General features: G+C 68.0%; 6 protein-coding genes. All 6 read right to left on the reverse strand.

Translation table 11 applies throughout. The annotated features are described in order from the left end of the window. Positions 1-2 precede the first annotated feature (2 nt). The 6 genes from gspG to purL all read right to left on the reverse strand — a co-directional run bounded on the left by gspG (position 3) and on the right by purL (position 18077). Positions 3-446, reverse strand: a complete 444-nt coding sequence (gspG, locus tag ACVOLJ_RS05275; protein WP_481563635.1) for a type II secretion system major pseudopilin GspG — start codon at positions 444-446, stop codon at positions 3-5. Positions 447-495: 49 nt separating this feature from the next. Continuing rightward, the gene (gene xpsF / locus ACVOLJ_RS05280; protein ID WP_475279305.1) at positions 496-1716 is read right to left on the reverse strand and encodes a type II secretion system protein XpsF; all 1221 of its coding nucleotides are present in this window, start codon (positions 1714-1716) and stop codon (positions 496-498) included. Between the two features lie 24 nt (positions 1717-1740). Then, the gene (gene gspE / locus ACVOLJ_RS05285; protein ID WP_481563636.1) at positions 1741-3462 is read right to left on the reverse strand and encodes a type II secretion system ATPase GspE; all 1722 of its coding nucleotides are present in this window, start codon (positions 3460-3462) and stop codon (positions 1741-1743) included. A gap of 135 nt (positions 3463-3597) precedes the next feature. Next, positions 3598-5460 carry a S8 family peptidase gene (locus ACVOLJ_RS05290; protein WP_475279307.1) on the reverse strand — a complete coding sequence of 621 codons (1863 nt, stop codon included), beginning with the start codon at positions 5458-5460 and terminating at the stop codon, positions 3598-3600. A gap of 187 nt (positions 5461-5647) precedes the next feature. Next, positions 5648-13756 carry an ESPR-type extended signal peptide-containing protein gene (locus ACVOLJ_RS05295; RefSeq protein ID WP_481563637.1) on the reverse strand — a complete coding sequence of 2703 codons (8109 nt, stop codon included), beginning with the start codon at positions 13754-13756 and terminating at the stop codon, positions 5648-5650. A gap of 436 nt (positions 13757-14192) precedes the next feature. After that, the gene (purL, locus tag ACVOLJ_RS05300) at positions 14193-18077 is read right to left on the reverse strand and encodes a phosphoribosylformylglycinamidine synthase (RefSeq protein WP_481563638.1); all 3885 of its coding nucleotides are present in this window, start codon (positions 18075-18077) and stop codon (positions 14193-14195) included. Positions 18078-18394 lie beyond the last annotated feature (317 nt).

Genomic DNA, 18394 nt, shown 5'->3' on the forward strand with positions numbered 1-18394 from the left:
GCTTATGGCTGGTAGCGGATATCAGCGTCGACGCTGCTGCCACCGGCCTTGCCATCCTTGCCCAGGCTGATCAACTCGTACGCCTGGCCTTCGCCCGGCGCGCGGTATTCCAGCGCGTGGCCCCACGGGTCGTTGAGGTCGGCGGTCTTGGCATACGGGCCCAGCCAACCGGCAACACCGGCCGGGGCGGTCACCAGATCGTTCAGCGAGCCGGGCAGCTTGCCGGTGTCGATCTGGTAGTTGTCGACCTTGGAAGCGACGGTCTGCACCTGCGCCTTGGCGATGTTGGCCTTGCCACGGTCAGCGCCGCCCAGCACGCGGCTGGCGACGAGGGTCAGCACCGCGCCGATCAACACGATGACGATGATGATTTCCAGCAGGCTCATGCCCGACTGGTGGCGTGCGGCGGTGAAGGAAAGGCGGATCGGTCGACGGGAAGCAATCATGGTCGGTCCTTTCAGGTGCGGGATGTCGGGGGTACGAAGGGAGCCATCGTCAACCGATGGCGTTGGTAAGGTCATACAGCGGCACCAGCACGGCAACGATCACCGCGCCCACCACCGAGGCCAGGACCAGGGTGATCGCCGGGACCATTGCTGCCAGCAGGCGGTCGATGCGGCGCGCACTGTCCTGTTCGAAGGTATCAGCTGCCTTCAGCAACATGGTATCGAGCGCGCCTGATTCCTCGCCGACCTGGATCATCTGCAGCGCCAACCGTGGGAAGCGCTTGCCCCGCGACAACGCCAGTGACAGGCCGGCACCGTTCTTGACCTCATCGGCAGCCGTTTCCAGGTCGGCAGCCAGCGCATGGTTGCCCAGTACGTTGCGGGCGATGCCCAACGCACCCAGCAGCGGCACGCCATTGCGCAGCAGCGTGCCGAGGGTGCGCAGCAGACGCGCCGATTCCAGTTCGCCCAGCAGGCGGCCGATGCCGCGCCGCTGCAGCAGCCAGCCATCCAGTGCGAGTCGGAATGCCGGCTGGCGCAGCTTGCGCTCGAACAACAGCAGCACTACGCCGGGCACCACCAGCAACAGCACCCACCAGTCGCGCACGAACAGGCCCAGCTGCAGCACCAGGTTGGTGAACCACGGCAACGCGACGTCCAGGCTCTCGTACATCTGCGCGAACTGCGGCACCACGTAGCCCAGCAGGAACAACAGCGCACCGCCCACCACCACCAGCAGGATGGCCGGGTACACCAGCGCGTTGATGACCTTGCCCTGCAGCGCGCGGCTGCGTTCGAGGTAGTCGGCCAGCCGCTGCAGGGTTTCGTGCAGGCTGCCACCGGCCTCACCGGCACGCACCATGTTCACGTACAGGCGCGAGAACAGGCCGTGCTGGCGTTCCAATGCGGTCGACAACGGTGCACCGCCGCGCACCACATCGCGGATGTCGGTGATCGCGCGACGTGATCGCTCGTCTTCGGGCAGGCTGAGCAGGATCGAGAGCGCGCGGTCCAGCGGCTGCCCGGCACCGAGCAGCGTCGCCAGCTGCTGGGTGAACTGCAACAACGCCGCGCCCTGCAGCGGGCGCTGGCGGAACAGGCCACGCAGGCTGCTGCCACCCACCGTACCGCCATCGGCCAACTGGGTTTCCATCGGTAGATGGCCCTGGTCCTGCAGCCGTGCGACCAGGTCGGCCTCGTTGGCCGCCTCCATCTGACCGTCGAACACCTCGCCGTGCGGATTGAGGGCCTTGTAACGGTAAATGGGCATGTCAGCGTCGTTCCTGCGCGCGCATCAGCCTTCCTCGGTAACGCGCAGGACTTCCTCGAGGGTCGTCTGTCCGCTCAGTGCCTTGGCCAGGCCATCCTCATACATCGTGCGCATGCCGGCCTCGCGCGCAATGCGCTCGATTTCGCCCATGCCGTCGCGACGCATCACCGAACGGCGCAGCGCATCGTTCATCACCAGGAATTCCATGATCGTGGTGCGCCCCAGGTAACCGGTCGGCGCCAACGCCGAGGGCACCGGGCGATACAGGTAGATCGTTCCGTCCGGCTGCAGGCGGCGCAGGTCAAAGCGTTCGATCTCTTCCGGCGAAGCCTCGTAGCGCTCGGCGTGGGTCGGTTCCAGCCGGCGCACCAGGCGCTGGGCCAGGATGCCGTTGATGGTGGAGGTCAGCAGGTAATCCTCCACCCCCATGTCGAGCAGGCGGGTGATGCCGCCGGCTGCGTTGTTGGTGTGCAGGGTGGACAGCACCAGATGGCCGGTCAACGCGGACTGGATGGCGATGCGCGCGGTTTCCAGGTCGCGCATTTCGCCGATCATGATGATGTCCGGATCCTGGCGCACGATGCTGCGCAGCGCGTTGGCGAAATCCAACCCGATCTGCGGCTTGGCCTGGATCTGGTTGATGCCTTCGATCTGGTACTCGACCGGGTCTTCGACGGTGATGATCTTGACGTCGGCGGTGTTGAGCTGACTCAGCGCGGTGTACAGCGTGGTGGTCTTGCCCGAGCCGGTCGGGCCGGTCACCAGCATGATGCCGTGTGGCTGTTCAAGCACCTTGCGGAACTGCGGCAGGAATGCGTCGGTGAAGCCCAGCCGATGGAAATCGAGCACGACGGTTTCGCGGTCGAGAAGACGCATGACCACGCTTTCACCGTGCGCCGTCGGCACGGTGCTTACACGCAGGTCCAGTTCCTTGCCCTGCACGCGCAGCATGATGCGGCCGTCCTGCGGCAGGCGGCGTTCGGCGATGTTGAGCCGGGCCATGATCTTGATGCGGCTGATGACCGCGGCCGTCAGGTTGGCCGGGGGGCTCTCGCCCTCCACCAGCACGCCATCAACGCGATAGCGCACCTTCAGGCGGCTTTCAAAGGGCTCGACGTGGATATCCGATGCGCGCAGTTCGACCGCACGCTGGATCACCAGGTTGACCAGGCGGATCACCGGTGCCTCGGAAGCCAGATCACGCAGGTGTTCGATATCGTCCACCGCGCCGCCTTCACCGTCGGCGGTTTCCACGATGGCGCCCATCGCGCTGCGCCCTTGCCCGAACCAGCGTTCGACCAGATCGTCGATTTCCGCGCGCATGCCCAGCAGCGGCGTGACCGGCATGCCCAGGGCCAGCTGCACCGCCTGCTGCGGATACGGGTCGTGGGCGTCGGCCAACCACAGCTGCACGCCGGTCTCATCCAGCGCCAGCGGGCAGACGTGGAACTGCTTGAGGAAGCGCAGCGACAAGGGCAGGCCTTCGGCCAGTGCCTGCGGTGGCGATTCAGGCAGTTGCCGGCCTTCCAGCAGTGGCAGGCCGAGCACATCGGCACTGGCCTGCGCCTGGTCGCGTTCAGACACCAGCCCAAGACGTACCAACAGGCCCAGCAGGCTGCCACCGGCTTCGGCGTGCAGCGGCCGTGCACGCGCCAGGTCTCCCTCCTTCAGCCGGCCACGTGCCAGCAGCGCATCCAGGATGCGGCCTTCAACGTCGTCGATGGCGGTGGCGGCGAGCGCGTTCACATGACTCTCCTGTCGATCATTCCGACTTTAGCAGTTAAGCCGTGGTTTCCGCCCTCTCGTTTTCTTCTTTCGTAAAAAGACGAAGCCCGTCACATGGGTGACGGGCTTCGCTTATTCATTTACGACAGTTGCAGATTACTGGGTCGCCAGAATGCTGACCCCGTTATAGGCCGCCTCGCCCACCACCTTGATGTAATAGGTGCCAGCAACCGGCTTGGCCACGCGCACGGTTTCGGTGTTGCCCGGGCGGGTCGACTTGGCATCGTTGTCGGTCGCGGTTGGCACACGGCCCTGTGCCAGGTAGACCGACACGTTGCCACTGCCACCGTAGGTCAGCACACTCAGGGTCTTGCCGGCCGCCGCTTCGAAGGTATAGACGGTCTCGCTGGCCGCCGCACCGGTCAGGCCACCCACGGTCACCTTGTTGGTCAGCGGAATACCTTCCGGCTCGCAGTTCTCGGTGCACGGCTCCTTCAGTGCGGCATCCAGTGCGGCCTTGGCATCCAGGATGCCGCTGCCGATCGGCGTGGCTGCCGGGATGGTCACCGGGAAGCGTCGCGCGGACTGCTTGAGCAGGGTTTCCAGCGCGGCCGGCGCCAGCGGCTCCTTGCCCTTGGCGATCAGCGCGCTCTGCACCATGGCAGCCACCGCCGCTACATGCGGCGAGGACATCGAGGTGCCGCCCTTGCCCATGTAGATCCACTGGCCACCGGTCGGGCCCTGGGTCGCGTCGGTACCGATCTGCCAGATGTAGCCGTTCGGATTGCCGTCCACGCTGCCACCGCCGCCCGGTGCGGCCAGGTCGACCACCGCGCCATAGTTCGAGTAATAGGTGATGCCACCGGTCACGCGCGTTGCACCCACTGCAACCACGTTCGCGCAGCTGGACGGACGGTACTTGGAGGCGTTGTCGGTTTCGTTGCCGGCGGCCACCACCACCAGCGTGCCACGCGAGACCGCACCGTTGATCGCATCCTGGTAAGCGGCATCACAGGCACCGCCACCGCCCAGGCTCATGTTGATGATTTCGGCCGGGTTGGCATTGGCCGGAACGCCCGCCACGGTACCGCCGGAGGCCCAGGTGATGGCGTCGCTGATGTCGGCCAGGGTGCCGCCGCACTTGCCCAGCACGCGCACCGGAAGCACCTTGGCCTTGTAGGCCAGGCCGGCCACGGCCGAACCATTGTTGGCCACTTCGGCAATGGTGCCGGCTACGTGCGTGCCATGCCAGGAGCTGTCATCGGGCAGCGAGCCGGTGTAGCACTCGTTGGCCGTTTCCACCCAGTCACCGTAGTCGGTGGCGCCCGGTGCACGGCCATCGTTCGGACGGCGCGAGGATTCCTTGTCGCTGATGAAATCGTAGCCTTCCAGCAGGTTGCTGCCGAAATCGGGCACGTTGGGAATGATGCCGGTATCGAGCACGGCCACCACCACGCCTTCACCCTGCGAGACGTCCCATGCCGGCTGCGCGTTGACGCCACCGGTGGCGTTGTGGAAGTTCCACTGCAGGCGCTGGTAGTCCGGATCGTTGGGTACCAGTGCCGGCTGTGCGTTGGTGGCACGCAGTTCCGAGCGCTGCAGGCGCACGTTGGCGACGGCGTACTGTACCGACGGATCGGCGTTCAGTTCGGCAAGCACCTTCTGCATGTCGGCATTGCCGAGCTTGGACTTCAATCGGACCAGGTCGGCACCGGTGCCGAGCTTGCGTTCGACCTGCGGGGCCAGCGCAGCAGCGCGGCTGGTCGTACCACTGCTGACAATGGCGCGCGACAGTGCCGACTGCACCACCGACAGCTTGGCCGAGCGGTCGCTGGAAGCGGCAGTGCCGCTGCGGTACTTGATGATGACGCCGTCCACGCTCTGCTGGGCAGCGCTGGCCAGGCGCGACGGCTCCTTGGCCACGCCCTGTCCGGTCGCATGGGCGGCACCCACGCCGACAGTCAACGACAGCACGGCGGCAGCCAGCACATTGATGCGAAGGGTCTGTTTCTTGGTCACGTTCGAAATCCTCTTCAAGGTCATGGTTGAGCTTTCCTTCTCCGCCCATTGCACAGGCGGAGCTCACTACGGCCATCACTCCCTGCGACTGCCCTGGCTGGCCCACCAGGGTTGCCGTGCCACGCCCCTTTGGCGCTCACTGCATGACGTGCCGACGGGGGTTGTCCGTCGGCACGTGTCTGCACACTTACCAGCCGAAACCGGCACCCACGCCGATCGAGCTGTCATCACTGCTGAAGGCACCGCCGACGGTGACCGTTGCGCGATCGCTGATCGCGCGCTGGTAGCCGAGCGACATGGCCGATTCGCCACCCTGGAAGCCAATGCCGACGCCGACCCGGTTCTGGGTGCGGATGCCGGCGGCACTGGTGGCCATGTTGAGCATCGCCGAGCTCATCGCGCCCTGGCGATCGATGCGGCGATCCATGTGGCGCAGGCGTCCATCCACTTCGCCCTTGAACACATCGAAGCTGTCGGTCACGGCCTGCACGCGGCTGTCGGTGTAGCTGTTGGCCGTGGCCATGCCACGGTCCAGCTGGCCCTTGTTGACCGCATCGGTGGCGGTGGTGCCGGCGGCCACGTTGGTGACCTGGCGTTCGTTGCCTTCGCTGCCCACCGAGACGGTGTTTGCCCGATCGGCAACCGAGCCCTGGCCCAGCGCCACCGCATTGGCCGCCGTTGCGCTCGCGCCCTGGCCGATTGCGGTGGACGATGCACCGCTGGCAACGGCCCCTTCGCCCATCGCCACGGCGTTGATGCCACCGCCGCCGACCAGCGCCGGCTGTGCACTGCCTGCACTGGCCGCCGTCGGCGTACCCTGCACGCGGGCACTGGAGCTGGTCGCACCGGCATCGGCCAGACCGGCATCGGCCGCACCGGCGGCTGCATCCAGCGGTGCATCCAACGGGGCTGCCATCGAACGCAGGCTGGCCGCGCCCGAACGTGAACCACCGGCGGTACGACGATCGATCTCGCTGACCTTGCGATCCAGCGCGCCCAGTGCATCGCCGACGTTGTTGTAGGTCGAACCCTGGATCACATAGTTCGGTGCCACGAACACGCCCTGCATGCCGACGCTGGCGCCGCCACCCAGGAAGCTGGCGGCATCGCTGAGCGACTGGAACAGCTGGCCGCCATTGATCGCCTGGCGGCTGCCGGACGCGATGCTGCCGGCGCCGACGTTGTCGATGGTGGTGCCCTGGATACCGGCCAGGGTCAGGCGGTCACGGCTGGCGTCGTCGTAACCGACCGAATTGGCCGCGCTGGTTTCAACGGTGGCGATGCGCGAGTCGAAATCACCGACACGGGTTTCCACCGCACCCACACGCTGGTTGGTGACGTTGAGCTGCGAACCAGTTACTGCATCGCTGCTGCCGGCGGCGATGCGGCCATCGGCGACGTTGACGATGCGGCGCCGGGCCGGGCCATTTGTTCCGTTGCCGCCACCGACCGACACCACGTTGGCCTCCAGGGCAGTCGCGCCCGTACCCAGAGCCACCGAGTTGACGCCGGTCGCACCGGCGTTGGCACCCACGGCAATCGCACCGCTGGCGGGCACCGTGGCGTTGCTGCCCAACGCGATGCTGCGTGCGCCGACGGCGGTGGCTGTCGAACCCATCGCCACCGAATCGGTGCCCACGGCACTCGCAGTTCCACTGCCGTTGCCACGGAAGTAGCGGTTGGTGGTGTTGGCGGTAAAGGCGACCACATCCAGCTGCCCGCGATTGACGGCGTCGTTCCACTCGGTGCCGTTGGCGACGTTGGTGATCTGCCGGTTCAAGCCAGCGTTGCCCACCGACACAGTGAAGGCACGGTCGGCGACCGAGCCGCCACCCAAGGCGACGCTATTGGCCCCGTTGGCCTGGGCGCTGACACCGAGGGCCGTTCCGTTACCGCCCACGGCCTTGGCGCCATAACCCACCGCGGTACCGAGACGGCCACTGGCCTCGGCGTAGGCACCGAGTGCCGAAGCGCCGTCAGCCGTCGCCGTCGCGCGGAAGCCGCTGGCCTGCGACTGCGTGCCACTGGCGGTGGATTGCGCGCCGCTGGCGGTGCTGTAGGCACCCTTGGCCTGCGCACCGGCGCCGGTGGCGCTGGCGCCGAGCTCGCTGGCGGCAGCACCACTGCCCAGGGCCACGCTGTCCACGCCGGTGGCCTGTGCCGCGTTGCCCAGCGCAGCGCCGTTGGCGCCGCTGGCCAGCGCATTGAAACCGACCGCAGTAGCGTTGGCCGCAACTGCGGTGGCGCCGCTGCCAAGCGCGCTGGCGCCATTGCCGATCGCATTGGCCGCCTCACCGGCCGCTAGCGCGCTGTCACCTTCCACATAGGCGCCGGCATCGCTGTCGGCACTGCCGCTGGCCTGGAAGTGCTTGCTGGTCTTGTCGGCGACACCGGCCACTGCATCCAGCTGGCCCTTGTTCACCGCATCGGTGGTCTCGGTGCCAGCGGCAACATGGGTGACCTGGCGTTCGCTGCCTGCGCTGCCGACGGCCACCGTGTTGGCACGGTCCGCCTTCGAGCCTGCGCCAAGAGCGACGCTGTTGGCAGCGCTGGCCGTAGCGCTGGCACCGAGGGCAGTACTGTCGGCCGCATCGGCCCAGGCATTCCAGCCGATCGCAGTGGCGTAGTCATCCGTGGCCCACGCGCCGGCACCAAATGCCGACGCGCCGGTACCGCTGGCTCGCGAAGGAATGAGGCCGAAGAACGTGCTGCCGCCGATGGCCACGCTTTCGGCACCACTGGCTTCGCTGGACTGGCCGACGGCCACTGCACCGCTACCCGCTGCGGCCGCGCCGAACCCTACCGCAGTGGTGTTCGCGCCGGTCGCCGCCGAGCCGTAGCCCAGCGCGGTGCCGAGGCGGCCACTGGCTTCGCTGTAACCGCCGATGGCAGTGGTGCCATCGGCAGAGGCGGCACTGCGGAAACCACTGGCCAGCGATTGCGCACCGCTGGCGACGGCTTCTGCGCCGTTGGCCGTGCTGTAGACACCGCTGGCCTGCGCGGCGGTGCCGGTAGCGGTGGCGCTGATGCCACTGGCTACCGCGCCGTTGCCGAGTGCGGCACTGTCTTCGCCGGTGGCCTGTGCGTTGCTGCCCACCGCGGCCGCATTGCTGCCCGTGGCCAGCGTGTTGAAGCCCACGGCAGTGGCGTTGGCGGCCACGGCCGTGGCACCACCACCGAGCGCGGTGGTGCCATTGCCGATTGCATTGGCCGCTTCACCGGCAGCCAGTGCGTTGTCGCCTTCCACATAGGCACCGGCATCGCTGTCGGCGCTGCCGCTGGCCTGGAAGTACCTGCTGGTCTTGTCCGCCGTAGCGGCGACGGCATCGAGCTGGTTCTTGTTCACCGCATCGGTGCCTTCGGTGCCAGCCGCCACGTGGGTCACCTGGCGTTCGTTGCCGGTGCTGCCGACGGCCACCGTGCTGTCACGGTCTGCCTTGGAACCGGCACCCACTGCAACGCTGTTGATGCCGTTGGCGGTGGCGCTGGCACCCAGCGCCGTCGATTCGGCGCCGTTGGCCCACGAATTCCAGCCGATCGCAGTGGCGTAGTCATCGGTGGCCCAGGCACCGGCACCGAAGGCTGCGGCACCGTAGCCGCTGGCACGCGCCGGCACCAGACCGAAGAAGGTGCTGCCACCGATGGCCACGCTCTCATCGCCGCTGGCTTCGCTGGAATCACCCATGGCCACCGAACTGGCGCCTGACGCCGCAGCGAACACGCCGGCAGCGGTGCTGTTGGCACCACTGGCCACGGTGCCATAGCCCAGCGCCGAGCCGAGGCGACCGCTGGCTTCGCTGTAGCCGCCGACTGCGGTGGTGCCGTCTGCAGAGGCTGCCGAACGGAAGCCACTGGCCAGCGACTGCGCGCCGCTGGCGACCGCCTCGGCACCGTTGGCGGTGCTGTACACCGCCGTTGCCTGCGCGCCTGCGCCGGTCGCAGTGCTGCTTATTTCGCTGGCCACCGCGCCGCTGCCAAGGGCAGCACTGTCTTCGCCAGTGGCCTGCGCGTTGGTGCCGACCGCCGCTGCATCGGCGCCGCTGGCAAGGCTGTTGAAGCCAACGGCGGTGGCGTTGGCGGCAACCGCCGTTGCGCCGCTACCGAGTGCGGTGGCGCCGCTGCCGATCGCATTGGCGGCCTCACCGGCAGCCAGCGCACTGTCCCCTTCAACGTAGGCGCCGGCATCGCTGTCGGTGCTGCCGCTGGCCTGGAAGTACTTGCTGGTCCGCGCGCCTTCAGCAGCCACCGCGTCCAGCTGGTCCTTGTTCACCGCGTCGGTGCCCTGGGTACCGGCGGCCACGTTGGTGACCTGGCGGGTGTTGCCGCCACCACCGACCGACACCGTGTTGTCACGGTCGGCAATCGAGTCAGCGCCCAGCGCGACGCTGTTGGCGCCACGCGATTCGGCCGCATTGCCCAGCGCGGTGCTGTTGGTGCCCGCTGCATAGGCGCCGCCACCGACGGCGGTGGCGTAATCGCCGGAGGCCTCGGTCGCCAGCAGGCCGAACAACGAACCACCCACTGCAACGGCGTTGGTGCCGGTGGCCAGGCTGCCCTGGCCGGTGGCCGTGCTGTAGGCGCCGGACGCCTCCGAATCGCCACCCACGGCGACGCTGTTGGAACCGGATGCATTGGCGAAGTTGCCGAACGCGGTGGCGTTGAAGGCCGAGGCATTGGCGTAGCCACCAATGGCGGTGCTGTACCCGCCGGTAGCTTCGGCGCCGATGCCGAACGCCGCCGAGGCGGTGCCACTGGCAACGCTCTCGCTGCCGACCGCCGTGGCGGCCTCGCCACTGGCATTGCTGAAGTAACCCACGGCCACCGCTTCTTCGCCGCTGGCGTCGGACAACACACCAGTGGCGGTGCTGCCGGCGCCACTGGCAACCGACGCCGCACCGAAGGCCGCGCTCTGCTCGCCGCTGGCTTCACTCTCTGCACCGTGCGCGGTGGCGTATTCACCGGTGGCCTGCGCGTTGGCGCCGATCGCACTGGCATTGGCGGCACTGGCCAGGGCATTGAAGCCCAGTGCCTGTGCGTTGCTGCCCAGCGCATTGGCACCGCTGCCCAGTGCGGTGGCGCCATTGCCGATGGCATTGGCCGCTTCGCCGGCGGCCAAGGCGTTGTCGCCTTCCACGTAAGCACCGGCATCGCTGTCGTCGCTGCCACTGGCCTGGAAGTACTTGCTGGTGGTTGCCGCACTGGATGCCACCGCGTCCAGCTGCGCCTTGTTCACCGCATCGGTGGCCTGGGTACCGGCCGCAACACTGGTGATCTGGCGTTCGCTGCCTGCGCTGCCCACCGACACGCTGCGGTCACGACTGGCCACCGAACCGGCACCCAGTGCAACGGCGTTGTTGCCGCTGGCGGTACTGCCGGCGCCGAGGGCGATCGCACTTTCACCGCCGGCCACCGTGTTGGTACCGATGGCGATGCTGTTGATGCTGTTGCCGAGCGCCTGGAAGCCCAGCGCGACGCTGTTGTCGCCATAGCTGAAGGCGCCGCGACCGACCGCGGTCGAGCTGGTGCCGTTGGCCCAGCTGTTGTAGCCGATGGACGTGGCGCCGCTGGCGCTGGCCCATGCTGCGGGGCCGAACGCCGACGCATTGCGACCGGTCGCCCAGGCACCGGCGCCGAACGCGGTGGCACCTTCCTCGCTGGCAGTGCTGTAACCACCGACGGCGGTGCTGTCGTCTGCCTTGGCGAAGGCGCTGTCGCCCACGGCGACGGCATAACCGCCGGTGGCGCGCGACGTGCCGCCCGCCGCGAAGCTGTTGTCCCCGGTTGCCTGTGCCGCATTGCCGAAGGCGCTGCTGCTGGCGCCGGTGGCCTGCGCGGCGTTGCCAACGGCGGTGGAACCGGCCGCGGCGGTGGTGCCGATCTGCACCGGATTGCCCTGATCATCCAGCAGCGGCTGGTTGTACTCGTCGTAGGCCTGGCCCAAACCACCCACGGCCACCGCACCGTCACCGTCGGCGAAGGTATTGCGGCCCAGTGCAACGGTGTCGGCGCCGATCGCGCTGGCACCTGCGCCCTGTGCCAATGCGCCGGCACCGATCGCGTTGCTGGCCGAACCTGCCGCTACGGCACCCTCGCCTTCGGCGAAGGCGCCGGCATCGCTGCCGCTTTCCGGCTGCGCCTGGAAGAATCGCGCGGTGGCATCGGCGGTGCTGGACACCGCATCCAGCTGCGCCTTGTTGACCGCATCGGTAGCTTCACTGCCCGCCGCCACGCTGGTGATCTGGCGTTCGTTGCCGGCGCTGCCGACAGCGACGCTGTTGGCCCGCACCGCTTCGGAATTCGCGCCCAGTGCAACACTGTTGGCGCCACGGGCAGTGGCGTAGTAGCCAACGGCCGTGCTCTGCGCGCCGCTGGCCCAGGTCTGCGCGCCCAGCGCACTGGCATTCTCGCCAGGCGCATAGGCGAAGTAGCCCACGGCCGTGGCTTCGGTACCCGATGCCTCGGTCAGGCTGCCATTGGCCACCGCATGATCACCGCTGGCAATCGCGCCGGCACCCACGGCCGTGGCCGCTTCACCGCTGGCCTGGGTCTGCACGAAGAAGCCCAGCCCCGGAATCAGATCGGCCGGGCCGCCGACAGCCACGCTGCTGGTGCCGGTGGCGTTGCTCTGCGTGCCCAGTGCCGTGGCGTAATCGCCGACCGCATTGGCCACCGCGCCGAACGCCGAAGACTGCGCGCCGGCAGCGTAGGCACCCACGCCATAAGCCGATGCAGCAAACCCACCGGCCTCGGCACTGGCGCCCACCGCAGTGCCGCCGACGCCGGCGCTGGTGGCGCCGGTTTCCACCGGAACACCGCCGCTGGTGATCAACGGGTTGCCATCGGCATCCACCGCAGCGCCGCCCACCGCCACGCTGGCCGGACCCACGGCCTGCGCGTTGTTGCCGAAGGCGGCGCTGTTCTGGCCGGAGGCCAGCGCGTTGTTGCCCACTGCCGTTGCGTTCTGTGCGACGGCGGTGGCGCCTGCGCCGACGGCGGTCGTGCCATTGCCGATCGCGTTGGCCGCTTCGCCTGCAGCCAGTGCGTCATCGCCTTCGGCCAACGCACCAGCATCACTGTTGCTGCTGCCGGTGGCCTGGAAACGCTTGGCGGTGGCATCGGCCACGGCCGCAACGTCCTTCAACTGGCCTACGTTGACCGCGTCGGTGTCTTCGGTACCGGCGGCCACGCTGGTGATCTGCCGGGTCAGGCCGTAATCGACCGCACCGACGGAAACGGTATCCACGCGGTCGGCCAGCGAGCCGGCGCCGAGGGCAACGCTGCCGGTGGCAACGGCCGCCGAATTGGAGCCCAGTGCGGTGCTGTACTCACCCACCGCGGTGCTGAACGCACCCACGGCAATCGATGCTTCATTGGCGGCGGTCGCACCGCGCCCCAGCGACGTGCTGCCCGGGCCCATCGCCACCGCACCGGCACCCACGGCCGTTGCACCATCGGCGCTGGCTTCGGACAGCGCGCCCAGGGCGGTGGCCGCACCGTTCTCGCTGGCCGCCACTGCGCTGGCGCCCACTGCCGTATCACCCAGGCCGAAAGCGGCGGCGCTCTGCCCGACCACCACGCTGGCATCGCCGAAGGCGAGCGCGTTCTGGCCGAAGGCGCTGGCACCGATGCCCGCAGCGATCGCCTGGGTGCCAACCGCCGTAGTGGCGTTGGCCAGCGACTGGCTGCCACTGCCCACCGCAATGGCCCCCTGCCCTTCGATCTTCGCCGCGTCGCTGTCATTGCCAGCGCCATCGGCCTTGAAATAGCGGCTGCCGTCGGCGGCCGCCTGCGCCAGCGCGGCCTGCGTGGCGCGTGCCTGCGCGTCCAGCTGGGCCTTGTTCACCGCATCGGTGGCAGCGCTGCCAGCGGCGACGTTGGTCACCTGCCGCTCCTTGCCGGCATCACCGACAGAGACGGTGTTGGCACGTGCCGCCTTGGAACCTGCACCCAGTGCCACGCTGTTGGCGCCGGTGGCACTGGTGCCTGCGCCGATGGCCACCGCGTTGCTGCCCTTGGCGCTGGCGCTGCCATCGACCAGGCACTTGTCCACCACTTTGCTGTTGAGCACCACGCAGTTCGCACTGCCGCCAATCTCGACCGACTGCGCCGAAGCGACACCGGTCATTCCCAGTCCAATTGCCAAGGCCAGCGCCGCGGCCAGTCGTCCCGGCACGGCATCGGTTGCACTGCGGCGCTGGTCGACAACCCCGCCTGACGAGCTGGAAGAGGCCAGTTCCGAGGCCACCACCAACTGACCCAATGCTTTGTTCCAGACCTTGCGATAAATCCGATTCATCGGTACGGCTCCTGATTGGACTGGTTTTGGGCAAAGCAACGCCACCGCCGAACCTTCGTGGTTCAACGTCCCCTGGGGGCGTTTATTCGCGTGATTTACTGCGGGTATTGCCGAACGGCGCGCAGGGACAGAAAACCGAGCGCATGCGCCGTGCGGTTACTGCGGAATGAACAGATTTGAAACGGGGGTCAAGTGTTAACGGCATCTTTGCAGATCGTCAAGACTTTGACACAGCAAATCTTATTGCCGTGAAGCAGTTCACGGTTTCACTTGTTTATCTGTCTATTTTGTTAGGCATACGTGAGGAAAACCTCACATATGAAAACGTATGTAACTGATGGCCAGCACAGGAGTTTCCGGCTGGATAAAGAAAAACCCGCCGGTTTCCCGGCGGGTTTCCATACGCGATGGCATCGTCAGCTGCGCAGGGCGTCGATCAGCCGCACCACACCCGCGCATTGCGGAACATGCGCATCCACGGCGAATCGCCCTGCCATTCGGCCGGTGCCCAGCTGAGGTTGAGCGCACGCGGGGTGCGTTCCGGGTGCGGCATCATGATGGTGACGCGACCGTCGCTGCTGGTCAGGCCGGTGATACCGTCGGGCGAACCGTTCGGATTCAGCGGGTACTGGCTGGCCACGTTGCCGTTGCCGTCGATGTAGCGAAGCGCCACACGGGCGGCCGCCTGGTCCACCGCGTTGTCGAACACCGCCTGGCCTTCACCATGGGCGACGGCCACCGGCAGCCGCGAACCGGCCATGCCACGCAGCAGGATCGACGGCGACTCCACCACTTCCAGCAGCGCGGTGCGGGCTTCGAACTGCTCGCTGGCGTTGCGACGGAACTGCGGCCAGTGCTCGGCACCGGGGATGATGTCCTTCAGCTGGCTCATCATCTGGCAGCCGTTGCACACGCCCAGGGCGAAGCTGTCTTCGCGGGCAAAGAACGCGGCAAACGCCTCGCGCAGCGCAGTGCGCTCCAGGATCGAGGTCGCCCAGCCACGGCCGGCACCCAGCACGTCGCCGTAGCTGAAGCCACCGCAGGCCACCAGGCCGGTGAAGTCCTGCAGGGCCACGCGGCCTTCAATGAGGTCGCTCATGTGCACGTCGAAGGCGCGGAAGCCGGCACGTTCGAAGGCGTTGGCCATTTCAATCTGGCCGTTGACACCCTGTTCGCGCAGCACTGCAACGCGCGGACGGGCGCCGGTATTGATGAAGGGCGATGCCACATCCTCGGCCAGGTCGAAGCTCAGCTTCGGCTTCAGTCCCGGCGCGGTGAAGGCGCGTGCGATCTCGCGCTCGGCATCGGCGTTGGCCGGATTGTCACGCCGCTTCTGCATGGCGTGGGTGACCGACCACCAGGCATCGAACAGCGCTTCCCAGCGCCACTCGGCCAGCGACTCGCCGCCCAGCGACACCCGCACCACCGGCGCGGTGGTCGGCTTGGCGATGCGCTGCGCGCATTCGGTCAGGGCATGGCGCTCGACCAGGTCGGCGAAGGCGGCGCGGTCTTCGCGCGCGATCTGTACCACCGCACCCAGCTCTTCGTTGAACAGGCTGCGGAACGGATCATCGCCCCAGGCATCGAGCGCGATGTCCAGGCCCAGGCGCGAAGTGAAGGCCATTTCGCACAGGGCGGCGAAGGCACCACCGTCGCTGCGGTCGTGGTAGGCCAGCAGCAGCCCGGACTGGCGCGCATCGCGGATCAGTTCGAAGAAGCCACGCAGGCGCTGCGGATCGTCCAGGTCCGGGGCGGCACCGGCGAAGGCCGGCAGGTCGCCGTGATCGGCGTGCACCTGGGCCAGGATCGAACCGCCCAGGCGCTGCTTGCCGGCACCGAGGCCGATCAGCCACAGCTCGCTGTCCACGTCACGGTCCAGCAGCGGGGTCAGCTGCTGGCGCGCATCGGCCACCGGCGCGAACGCGGTGATCACCAGCGACACCGGCGACACGCTCTTGTGTGCCTCGCCCTGGTCATGCCACTGCGCCTGCATCGACAGCGAGTCCTTGCCCACCGGGATGCTGATGTCCAGCTGCGGGCACAGTTCCATGCCCACGGCCTTCACTGCGTCGTACAGCAACGCGTCTTCGCCCGGGTGGCCAGCTGCGGCCATCCAGTTCGCCGACAGCTTGATCTCGTCCAGCGCATCGACCGGGGCCGCGCACAGGTTGGTCAGCGCTTCGCCCACCGCCATGCGTGCCGATGCCGCGGCATCCAGCAGCGCAAGCGGCGTGCGTTCACCCAGCGCCATGGCTTCACCGGCCACGCCGTTGAAGTCGGCCAGGGTGATTGCCACATCGGCCACCGGCAGCTGCCACGGGCCGACCATCTGCTCGCGCGCGGTCAGGCCGCCCACACTGCGGTCACCGATGGTCACCAGGAAGTTCTTGGACGCGACCGTCGGGTGCGCGAGCACGCGCAGGCCTGCTTCCTGCAGGTCCAGCCCGCCGGTCTTCAACGCCGGCCAGCGCGGTGCCGGCGGATGCGCGGTATCGCGGTGCATTTTCGGCGGCTTGCCGAACAGCACGTCCATCGGCAGATCGATCGGCGCATCGGCCGGAATGTTGCCCGGCACAGCGCCGTAGGCCACCACCAGGTGTTCGGCCGCAGTCGCCACGCCCACCGCAGCGAACGGGCAGCGCTCGCGCGCGCACAGCGCGGCGAATTCGGCCAGGCGTTCCTGCGCGACACCGAGCACGTAGCGTTCCTGCGACTCGTTGCACCACAACTGCATCGGCGACAGCGACGGGTCATCGGTCGGCACCTTGCCCAGATCGATGATGCCGCCCACGCCGGAGTCGTGCAGCAGCTCGGGAATGGCATTGGACAGGCCACCGGCGCCGACGTCATGGAAGAACTTGATCGGATTGTCGGCGCCCATCGCCACGCAGCGGTCGATGACCTCCTGGCAGCGGCGCTCCATTTCCGGGTTATCGCGCTGCACGCTGGCAAAGTCGAGGTCTTCGGCGCTTTCGCCGGAAGCCACCGAGCTGGCGGCACCGCCGCCGAGGCCGATCAGCATCGCCGGGCCACCGAGCACGATCACCGCATCGCCATCCTGCAGCAGGATCTTGTCGACCTGCACACGGTCGATCGCACCGAGGCCACCGGCCAGCATGATCGGCTTGTCGTAGGCACGCACCAGGTCGGCGCCTTCGGGCAGCTCGAAACTGCGGAAGTAACCGAGCAGGGCCGGGCGGCCGAATTCGTTGTTGAACGCGGCGCCGCCCAGCGGGCCGTCGGTCATGATTTCCAGTGCCGGTGCCATGCGCGGGTTCAGCGCGCGCGGCGCCTCCCACGGCTGCGGCAGTTCGGGAATGCGCAGGTGCGAGACCGAGAAACCGCTCAGGCCCGCCTTCGGCTTGCCACCGCGGCCGGTCGCACCTTCGTCGCGGATCTCGCCGCCGGCGCCGGTCGAGGCGCCCGGGAACGGTGCGATCGCGGTCGGATGGTTGTGCGTTTCCACCTTGATCTGGAAGGCGCTGGGCACGGTCGGCTCGCTGCGGTACTCACCGCTGGCCGGGTCCGGGCGATAGCGCGACGCCGGATGCCCTTCGATCACCGCGGCATTGTCGCTGTACGCGCTGAGCGTGTGCTGCGGGGTCTGCTGGTGGGTGTTCTTGATCATCCGGAACAGCGAACGTTCCTGGTCCTGGCCGTCGATGGTCCAGCTGGCATTGAAGATCTTGTGCCGGCAGTGCTCGGAGTTGGCCTGCGCGAACATCATCAGTTCCACGTCCGACGGCGAACGACCCAGCGCGCTGAAGCGCTCGCGCAGGTAGTCGATCTCGTCCTGCGCCATGGCCAGGCCGAGGCGCTGGTTGGCGGCCTCCAGCTGGTCCACCGGCACCCGCTCCAGTTCGCCACGGGCCGGGGTCGAGAACAGGGACTGGCCCTGCTCGACGGTCTCCAGCACCGACTGCGTCATCGGGTCATGCAGCGCCTTGACCAGCGCCTGCTGGGCGGCGGCATCGGCCGGCCAGCCCTGCACGTCGATACGCAGGCCACGCTCGACCCGGCTGACCGGCTGGCCAGCACCGCGCACCAGCTCGCTGGCCTTGCTCGACCACGGCGACAGCGTGCCCAGGCGCGGTACCACGATGCGACTGACCGCACCGTCGGCAACCGCCTCGGCCTGCGGGCGGGCTTCGAGGATGCGGCACAGGGTATCGACGTCGGGGGCGGCAGCGCCCTCGGCCTGCACGAAGTAGACGTGCCAGGCACCGCTGATGCGCAGGGAGGGCGCGATGGACTGCAGGCGGGATTCAAGACGTTCGCGGCGGAACGGCGACAGGGCGGGCGCGCCCTCGAGGACCATCATGTCCGGGGAACCGTAGTTGGGAAACGGGCCCGACATTGTACCGGAAGCGGGGGATGGGCTTTGGCCGGGCGGCGCCCGGCACCCGCCGAGGCCAAGGCAACGGCAACAGCAACGGCTAAAGCAACAGCAGGCATTCTGTGGGCTGGCGGGGGGGTGGGGACCAGCAGGACACGCCGTGAACCCGTCCATGGGGGCTCGATGGCGCCATCCATGGCGCCAACGGTCCTGCTGGCCCCCACCCCCCCACCCCGCCACAATTCCGCGCTCAGCCGTATCTACACCCCATGCGTGGCTGCTACTGGTAGTGGCGCCCGGCG

This window comes from Stenotrophomonas sp. STEN046 (assembly GCF_056759755.1).

What these genes read in the sequence shown, in the direction of transcription:
- gspG (WP_481563635.1), bottom strand. Translation starts at nt 446, where the DNA reads ATGATTGCTTCCCGTCGACCGATCCGCCTTTCCTTCACCGCCGCACGC.
- xpsF (WP_475279305.1), bottom strand. Translation starts at nt 1,716, where the DNA reads ATGCCCATTTACCGTTACAAGGCCCTCAATCCGCACGGCGAGGTGTTC.
- ACVOLJ_RS05295 (WP_481563637.1), bottom strand. Translation starts at nt 13,756, where the DNA reads ATGAATCGGATTTATCGCAAGGTCTGGAACAAAGCATTGGGTCAGTTG.
- purL (WP_481563638.1), bottom strand. Translation starts at nt 18,077, where the DNA reads ATGATGGTCCTCGAGGGCGCGCCCGCCCTGTCGCCGTTCCGCCGCGAA.